This is a genomic window from Oleiphilus sp. HI0128 (assembly GCF_001635365.1).
This window is the reverse complement of record NZ_LWGG01000188.1, coordinates 1-8,739: the sequence shown is the minus strand read 5'-3', so window position 1 is coordinate 8,739 and position 8,739 is coordinate 1. Positions and strand designations below refer to the sequence as shown.

8 protein-coding genes are annotated in these 8,739 nt (G+C 45.0%); 1 reads left to right on the top strand and 7 read right to left on the bottom strand.

The window, feature by feature from the left end; genetic code table 11:
* The 7 genes from A3763_RS29395 to ppc form a co-directional block, all read right to left on the bottom strand.
* On the bottom strand, positions 1-415 hold a 415-nt coding region (locus tag A3763_RS29395), incomplete at its 3' end, for a class I SAM-dependent methyltransferase (RefSeq protein WP_231872077.1).
* Entirely contained in the window at positions 416-736 is a 321-nt protein-coding gene (locus tag A3763_RS02465; RefSeq protein WP_068514925.1) for a hypothetical protein, read from the bottom strand.
* A 116-nt stretch (positions 737-852) separates the two neighbouring features.
* Positions 853-1,659, bottom strand: a complete 807-nt coding sequence (locus A3763_RS02460) for an undecaprenyl-diphosphate phosphatase (RefSeq protein WP_068514922.1) — start codon at positions 1,657-1,659, stop codon at positions 853-855.
* A gap of 39 nt (positions 1,660-1,698) precedes the next feature.
* Positions 1,699-2,424: a tRNA (adenosine(37)-N6)-threonylcarbamoyltransferase complex dimerization subunit type 1 TsaB gene (tsaB, locus tag A3763_RS02455; RefSeq protein ID WP_068634111.1), complete on the bottom strand. Its 726-nt coding sequence runs from the start codon at positions 2,422-2,424 to the stop codon at positions 1,699-1,701.
* A gap of 75 nt (positions 2,425-2,499) precedes the next feature.
* On the bottom strand, positions 2,500-3,156 hold the full coding sequence (gene adk, locus A3763_RS02450) for an adenylate kinase (protein WP_068514917.1): 657 nt from the start codon (positions 3,154-3,156) through the stop codon (positions 2,500-2,502).
* A gap of 360 nt (positions 3,157-3,516) precedes the next feature.
* Positions 3,517-4,938, bottom strand: coding sequence for an aminoacyl-tRNA deacylase and HDOD domain-containing protein (locus A3763_RS02445; protein ID WP_068634110.1), 1,422 nt, complete (start codon positions 4,936-4,938; stop codon positions 3,517-3,519).
* Positions 4,939-5,116: 178 nt separating this feature from the next.
* The gene (ppc, locus tag A3763_RS02440) at positions 5,117-7,792 is read right to left on the bottom strand and encodes a phosphoenolpyruvate carboxylase (RefSeq protein ID WP_082880345.1); all 2,676 of its coding nucleotides are present in this window, start codon (positions 7,790-7,792) and stop codon (positions 5,117-5,119) included.
* Between the two features lie 252 nt (positions 7,793-8,044).
* Between ppc and A3763_RS02435 the strand changes: the two genes are divergently transcribed.
* A complete protein-coding gene (locus A3763_RS02435; RefSeq protein WP_068514910.1) occupies positions 8,045-8,392 on the top strand; it encodes a type 1 pili tip component in 348 nt (115 codons plus the stop codon).
* The last annotated feature ends 347 nt before the right edge of the window (positions 8,393-8,739 follow it).

The window sequence follows — 8,739 nt, the reverse complement described above, 5'->3', positions numbered from 1 at the left end:
GTGGTGAGCGCTCTAGCATGGTCACCTGACAGCCCAATGACGCTAAAACAAATGCGTCTCTACCCAGCCCTGCTGTTGCATCGAGTACCTTAGGCGTAACACCTTTATTTAGCCCTACGGCCTTGGCAATCATCTGCCCCCTGCCACCACCAAACTTAAGTCTATGCCCTGTTTTTCCACCAAAAAAGGAAGCACTAACCGGCCCCGGAGCACCTTTACCAAGTTGCAGAATCGAGACTGTTCCGTCGCAATAGTAAAGCATATAAGAAAAAGCCTGAACAGGCTCGGGAAGATTGCGTTTAGGCTCTATAGGAGCCCCTGACAGGAATGGTAGTTGGTGACGGCTTGCAAACGCAGCAGCTAAGGTACTTTCTTCTTCACTGCAAGCGTAAACACATAAATCAGATAAATTCATTCAGACAAATAAGTCGAGACCAACCAACTCACCTTCTTCATAGGCTCGCCCCGCCTCTTCAGTTTGCTGATATGTAGAAAGCGCTTGCTGCGCTTTAAGAGGAGCAGAGTCCAGAGCATCAAGGCGTTGAACGCGACTCTGTTGTAATTCATTGCTTTTGCGCTCTAAATCTTCAGGGGCAGCAATTCGGCGAGGGACATCAACTCTAGCCTCATTACTTCGGCTATCAGCATTATCCTGAGGGTTAGGTCTTTCTTGAGAGGGTTTCTTTAAACCTTCAGGTATGACCGGCGCAGCAATTAACGAATTTGATAACTCCATACTGCCCTCCTGTTTAATTAGTCATACTGAAGTTTTATTTAGGGCCTCTCATAATAATACTTCTAAGTAGCTATTAAGGTCGACCCATCCAAAATAAGACGTATATTGTTTCTATTTTAGCCAGAAAAAGCCATTAAGGCTAGTAATACTAAACCGAGCAGTAAACGGTAAATAACAAACGGTGTAAAACCTATGCGCTCTAGAAACTGTAAAAACAAATGAATACAGGCATAAGCGCTCACAAAAGCAACACCAGTCCCAAGCGCCACCAAGAACCAGTCGTCATTCGTTCCCGTTTCTAGCAACTCTTTTGTTTTAAGCAGGCCTGCTGCCGTGATGAGAGGAATAGAAAGCAGAAATGAGTACCTAGCCGCAGCATCACGACTGAAACCAATTAACAAGGCCGCTGTCATAGTGATGCCTGAACGGGATGTTCCCGGAATCAAGGCTAACGCCTGGCTAAAACCTATGACTAAGGCCGCTTTAACGTCTATATCTTTAAGGCTAAGCTTACGAGAACCAAAGTGATCAGAAGCGTATAAAGCAAGCCCAAATATTATTGTTGTCGTCGCGATCACGGCAGTGGAACGCAAGTTTTCACTTATAAAGTCATTAAGAAGGAAACCAGCCAAACCTGCGGGTATCGTTGCCAGAATAATCAACCAGGCCAAGCGACCATCATTAGACTGCTCTTTAAACGACACGCTCTTGAACCATGCGCCACTCAGTTGAATCACTTCTCTACGAAAATAAATGACTATCGCCATCAAGGTGCCAACGTGAACCGCTACATCAAAAGCCAAGCCTTGATCTTCCCAGCCCAAAACTTGTGAAGGCAAAATCAGGTGAGCGGAGCTCGATATGGGTAGAAACTCCGTCAAGCCCTGAACAAGTGCCAATATAACTGCTTCAAACCAAGTCATTTTTAATCCTTAACTATCAATCCATATAGCGAGTAGCACTTAGGCTCTACCCGGCAGTTTTTTCCATGTAACCGTATTTCTGACATAGGATGGCATCGCGTCTTCTAGTAGCCCTGCTACACCTTTAAAATGCGCATAACGAGCCAGCTGACAAATAGCATGAGCCTCTGGTCTCATCTCAGCATCAAAACTATCCAAATGCCCTTTTACATCCGAAGGGAAACGTTCAGAGTAGTCAAAGCCACTACCGACACCAATAATAGGCCCATCCGTGATCGCGTCAGGCAAGCTCACTAATTCAGGTTTAGTCACATTTTCAATACCCAAAGTCTCCACCCGATAATAAGGATCCTCGTTCCCGTTGCTCTGTTTCTCCACTTTGCAGCAAGCCCAATACACCTCATCCATACGTGCATCAATTGCTACAAGCACTTGAGAAATAGCGTACTTCAAATAGCTTTGTAGGGCTAGAGCTTGGATATTAGATATGGCATAGATATGACAGTCACTTCCGTAGGCCAAGCCTTGCGCGATACCAGTCGCGATACGAATACCCGTGAACGAACCTGGCCCACAACCAAAAGCAAGCGCATCCAGATTTTTAGCTTTTAACTTACCGTGGCCCAAACAGTCTTTCACCATAGGTAAAATTAACTGAGTATGACTTCGAGGGGCTTTTTCGCACACCTGATACATTGTTTGCTCACTCCACAATGCTGCAGAGCAATTATCAGAAGAAGTATCTAAAGCAAGAATTTTTGGCATAAAGAGGGTCGTAAATAACAACAGGCCCCTTAAAAAAGAGGCCCGTTTCAGTGAACAATGAAGGAAGTGTCTATCTTATGCGTCTAAACCATCAACAATTTGCTGTTTGATCTGAGCCATATCACCAACACCATCAACCTTCACATATTTTGGTGATTCATCTGCGCCGGTATCAGCCCAAGACGAATAATACTCAACAAGAGGAGCCGTTTGCGAATGATATACACCTAAGCGCTTACGAACGGTTTCTTCCTGATCGTCTTCACGCTGAACCAAGGCATCGCCAGTTTCATCATCTTTACCCGCTACCTTCGGTGGATTGTAATCAACATGATATACGCGACCACTTGCTTCATGCACGCGACGACCACTTAGACGGCTAACAATTTCTTCGTCAGGCACGTCAATTTCAACAACCGCATCAATCATGATTTTTTGCTTTTTAAGCGCTTCAGCTTGCGGAATCGTACGAGGAAAACCATCAAATAAGAAACCGTTCTCACAGTCATCCTGTTGAATGCGCTCTTCAATCAATTCAATGATTGTTTCATCAGAAACCAGGCCGCCAGATGCCATGACTTCTTTAACCTTCAAACCTAGTGGTGAGCCCGCCTTTACAGCCGCACGCAACATATCCCCGGTAGAGATTTGCGGAATACCATATTTCTCAGTCATAAACTGAGCTTGTGTACCCTTGCCTGCACCTGGTGCGCCTAACAAAATTAATTTCATATACGGATTGCTCCCAATATTCTAAAGCTAATGATAAAAATTGAATCTATTTCTAACGACAGCCTACTAGCGCCACACAATAAAAACTCAAGCATGTATAGGGGTATTAAGTAATTCGCTCAAGTATAGCGAGCTGTCGCTAATCTATTCTTTTATGTTTCGAGCTACAGAACCCTTCAACAAGGCTCTCATACTGACTGCAAGCTCGACACACATATGTAATTCGAAACGCCGCATTATACGTACTTGATGGACACAGTGGAAGCCTGAACCTAGATATGCTCAATTGAGCCGAATAGATAGGGTAAAACACCCTATAGAATAACACCTAGTAGGTATAATAATGACTTAATCTTATAATTATGCCGCCATCTGACGAATCATCTCATCCAGGCTTTGGCACTGTTCGAGTAAAGAATCCAATAAAGCCATCCCTTGCTCTTCCTGTATACCCAAACCTTGCATTAATTTCTCACAATCATGCAAAGCGGGCTCATCACCAATCCCTTTCGCTGCCAATAGCGCATTAGCCAACTGCACTAATTCTACATACTTTTGGTGCTTACCTTGATAGTCTTTTTTCTGGTGCATACCGGCTACCGTAATACTTGATTCCGGCATTCCCCATAGTTTTAGTAACACTGCACCAATAGAGGCATGCCCTAAAGCAATAAACTCTTGCGCGCCCCCCATTCCAAAGACCTGCTGTTCGATTTCAGCCATGCTCAACTCCGGCTCAGCCTCTCTAAGCTTATTGAGCATTTGGAACTCTGGCGGAAAAAGATGACCAACTAATAAAATACCAAAATTGTGAAGCAAACCGGCAAGATAAGCATCGCGCTCGTTCAGCTCTATATCAGGATCGGCCAATAAAGCTAAGGCTTGAGCCAACACAGCACTATAAAGTGAATGCTGCCAAAATGATTTTAAACCCAAGGGCCCTGCCGCAGGTATATTGAAAGCTTTTCCTGCCGCTAAACCCATCGATAGCTGAGATACACGATCAAAACCTAGCACGATATTCACAGCATCTTTTACACACGTTAATTCGCCTCGATAAGAAAACAACGCTGACCGGGCATAACGCATCACCTGTGAGGCTAGACTCGGATCTCGCTCTATCACCTCAGCCAATTGAAATACATCAGCATCGGGGTCGCTGGTCAGGTGCATGATTCGTATAGCAGTTTCTGGCATTGGTGGTAACTTATATAAACGACTTAACTTCTTCGCAATGCCATCTAGGGTCAAGCCCGCATTATGAGGCAAATTTGAAACCTTCTGCCCCGATCCTGACTTAGGCTCCTCACCCGCAAGCCAAATAGAAACTTTTGCCTTAATCGCGCCATTCATTGCCATACGAAAAGACGGTCCGGGAATCTTTAATAAGGTGCTTGAGCAACCACTAGCAGAGAATACAAACTCCAGTTCCAGTAAACTCGTATCTAGAATAATCGGCAAACCATAGGCAGTTGCGAGAATCGGGTACATCCCGGTTTCACAATCCTTAAATAGCTTTCGTGAGTTTTCATCACTTAAAATTTGAAAAGATCTACCCAATGAGTCATTAATTAATTCAATATCCAATTTTGTGCCAAAGGGGATCACCGCAACCGCCGGGCCTTCCTCATCGAGTAAAGTAACAGTTACTGCACTCATTTCCGGAATCGCCTGTGCCTGCTCCAGGGCTTGTGCAAAACTTAAACTGCGAGCGTGATGAATCTGCTGACAGATCAATCCCTTGTGATTGATAAACTGGTTTAGTCTGGAAGCTATGGGCACAATGATTTACCTAAGTATTAATTGATAAACGGAGCAAGAACTTTTGGTGGCGCCGTGACGGAATACTTACCGAGTGTAGAGCTATCCGCAAAAATAACTCTACACCACTTCACACGCTTACGTTTTTAAGAACTTCGTTGCAAACGCTTACGCAATCGATTCAAACACAAGAGCTGAACTAGCCCGTATTTCGAATTCCAGCAGCGATACCGGCCATCGTTACTTTTAAAGCTGTTTCAACTAAATCACGCTCTTGCTTACCTTCAGAGCTTCGCTCGGCTAAACGGTCACGCCTCAACAGCTCCGCCTGCAAATAATGTAACGGATCAGTATAAGGGTTCCTAACATTTAAAGAACCTTGTAGCTGGGGATGATTTTCCTGAAGCGCCCCTTGCTTTTTAACTTTATTAACCAGCTTAACTACATCCAAAAAGCGATGGCGAAGCGAACGCCCTAAAGGCTTCAAGTCATCAGATACCAGCAGCTGGTCATAGTAACGCGCGATCCGCGGATCACCTTTGGCAACAACCATTTCTAACATATCAATATGAGTATTAAAGAAGGGCCACTGGATAAACATTTCATCTAGGGTCTCTGCCTTATCAGACTCTAGAACGCTCGCCAAGGCCTCATCGCTACCCAACCATGCCGGCAGCATAAGCCGTATCTGCGTCCAGGCAAAAATCCACGGTATTGCCCTTAAACTTTCAACACCACCGGTCGCTTTTCGCCTTGCAGGCCGACTACCTAAAGCTAGCTTGCCCAATTCTTGCTCAGGGGTCACCGAGCGGAAATAAGAAACAAACTCAGGATGCTCTCTTACTATCTGGCGATAGGAAGCCAGGGCAACGCCAGTCATCTTATTCATCAGCTCTCGCCACTCTTGCTTAGGCTTTGGAGGCGGCAACAAGCTAGCTTCAACAACTGCATTCAGGTATAGCTTTAAACTCTGTTTGGCAACACTTGGAATCCCGAACTTAAAGCGAATCATTTCGCCTTGCTCCGTGATACGGAAAGAGCCAGCTACCGAACCAGGAGGTTGAGAAAGAATCGCCCTATTCGCTGGGCCACCACCGCGACCAACCGTGCCGCCGCGACCGTGAAACAAAGTCAGCTTAACACCATGTTTTTGTGCAACCTCAACCAGACTTTCCTGCCCCTGATATTGAGCCCAAGCGGCTGTCATCTGACCTGCATCCTTAGCAGAATCAGAGTAGCCAATCATTACCTCTTGATGCCCTTTACAGTACTCCTGATACCAAGGTACTGATAATAAGCTATCAATAGCCTCCTTCGCCCCGGACAAATCGTCAAGGGTCTCAAATAAAGGCACAACGCGCATAGGGAACTGAATGCCCGACTCCCGTAAAAGTAGGATGACAGTCAATACATCGGAAGGTGTGCTGGCCATGGAAATAACGTATGAACCCAACGCTGACTCAGGCTGAGAAGCAACCACGTCACACGTAGCCAACACTTCTCGCACATTATCACTGGCGGGCCAGGAACGAGGTAAAAGCGGCCGATTACTGGACAGTTCTTTAATAAGAAAGGACTGTTTCTCCTGCTCGCTCCATTGCGCAAAATCCCCCATACCCAAGTGCTGGGTAAGTTCGGACATCACTTCGAGATGACGCTCGGAATCCTGACGAATATCCAGCTTTACTAATTCCAGACCGAAACACTGTACTCGCCTAATGGTATCGAGCAACAGGCCATTTGCCACGGAATCAAGACCCGTTTCTTTCAAAGAATTGAAGCACATCAATAAAGGTTGCATCAATTCAGAATTTTCCCTGAGTATATCTAATTGCTCTACATCTTCACCGCTTGCCTTTCGCGCCGCCCATTCCCTAGTGTTTTGCAGTCGACGACGCAGGTCAGCCAGTATCACGCGGTAGGGTTCATTCTGATTTCGCTCCTGCCCTTGCAATATTCGATCAGCCTCTTGCCTCAATTCCAGAGAACAGTTCCACATTGACAACTCATTCAGCAAGTCACGAATATCTCTCAAATACAAATCTGCTGCCATCCAACGGCTCAGACTCAGGACCTCTTGCGTCAACTCTGCCGTAACGTTTGGGTTACCATCGCGATCCCCCCCCATCCACGAAGCAAAGCGAATGGGTGAAAACTGTGGGGGTAGTTGAATACCAAATTTATCGCTAACCGCTGCATCAAACTCACGTAAGAACTCGGGTAAGGCGGTCCATAAACTGTTCTCTATTACTGCAAAGCCCCACTTTGCTTCGTCGACGGCCGAAGGCCTGACCTGACGAATCTCGTCTGAATGCCACGCTTCACAAACCAAGCGATTCAAACGTTCACAAATACGCTTCTGCTCTAAATCATTAAGATCGGAACGATCCAGCTCAGATAAGCACTCAGTAATGGCTTCATACTTAAGTATCAAGGTTCTACGTGTAACCTCAGTGGGGTGAGCCGTCAATACGAACTCTATATTCATATCTTCAAGCAAGCTTGCCAAGTCTTCTTCTTTGGTACCTGAGGCCTTCAAACGGTCCAGCAGTTGGTCAAAGGTTTCCAAACCGTCTTCTCTATCGGTGCGATTCCGTCTTACCCCATGATACTGCTCAGCAATATTTGCCAGGTTAAGAAACTGGTTAAACGCTCGAGCAACAAATAACATCTCATCGTCCCCCAGGTCCTGAAGCAAACGAACAAGTTCTGGATGCGCATCCCCCGCATCAGCTTCACGATCCTGCTTTGCCGCAGCCCTAATGGCTTCCAACTTCGCCACAAACTCCGAACCAAGGTGTTCTTCAATATTCTGCCCTAACAACTCACCAAGCAAACGGACATTTTCTCGTAAAGAAGGGTGTAATTCTGACATATACCTTTTCCAAATGTGTTTGATTATCAAGGCTAGCAAGCAAGCTGATCACAAGCTCGTGACTACAAGCCAATCCTTATTTGCGCAAAATAGTAAAAACTAGATATATAAATATGGAGCACAATCCACAACAAGTAAACCATTAACAAAAGCACACACTTTTAAGTGTCTACTTTTTGAACAAACAACCTACACTTATTCTTGTAGTTAAGCGTAAAAAATGAACAACCCGACCACACAAGGATTCAAGCTATGAAAATAAAAGCCTTAGCAGAATGCTGGGAACAACAAGCCAAAGCAACATTTACTTCTGAAGACTACACATTCCGACTCCCCTTAGAAGATGCAGCGAAAATTAACGCACTAGCAGAAATGTACCCCAAAAGAACAAAAAGTGAGATCCTTGGAGAGCTGCTATCGGCTGCTCTTGATGAACTTGAAACCAGTTTCCCTTATATCGCGGGTAAAAAAGTCATATCGAAAGATGAAATGGGCGATCCAATGTATGAGGATGTAGGCCCGACCCCGAAATTTATGGAATTGAGCAAGAAATACCGCTCAACCTTGAAACAGCAAGGCAAGAAAGCCGCAAATGGTTAGCTCTTTGGCACCCTCCCGCTACAACAAGGAATATACTGGAACAGCTACTGCTAGCGAATGTTTGGGAACATTCGTCAAGCAACTTACTTCCTGATCTTCGTCACTTCCGGCGTTTATTTTTAACGCCTATCTTCATTCGCATCCTGGGCAAATATCTGTTATCTCAAACAGGAAAACTGCTTAGGATCGCCAGTCATAACCAAAAGATCTAAGCACTCACCTGCATAACATTGATAAAAGCAAACACTATTCTAGACTTATACTGTTATACAGATTTTAAAAACACTAAGTATTGCTAGTTTTCTTAGCTAATTTTGTTTTAATTTCAAAGCATTACTAAGTTTCTT

Excerpts from the sequence above, each read along its gene's own strand:
- A3763_RS02465 (WP_068514925.1), bottom strand. The coding sequence starts at position 736 with ATGGAGTTATCAAATTCGTTAATTGCTGCGCCGGTCATACCTGAAGGT.
- A3763_RS02460 (WP_068514922.1), bottom strand. The coding sequence starts at position 1,659 with ATGACTTGGTTTGAAGCAGTTATATTGGCACTTGTTCAGGGCTTGACG.
- tsaB (WP_068634111.1), bottom strand. The coding sequence starts at position 2,424 with ATGCCAAAAATTCTTGCTTTAGATACTTCTTCTGATAATTGCTCTGCA.
- adk (WP_068514917.1), bottom strand. The coding sequence starts at position 3,156 with ATGAAATTAATTTTGTTAGGCGCACCAGGTGCAGGCAAGGGTACACAA.
- ppc (WP_082880345.1), bottom strand. The coding sequence starts at position 7,792 with ATGTCAGAATTACACCCTTCTTTACGAGAAAATGTCCGTTTGCTTGGT.
- A3763_RS02435 (WP_068514910.1), top strand. The coding sequence starts at position 8,045 with ATGAAAATAAAAGCCTTAGCAGAATGCTGGGAACAACAAGCCAAAGCA.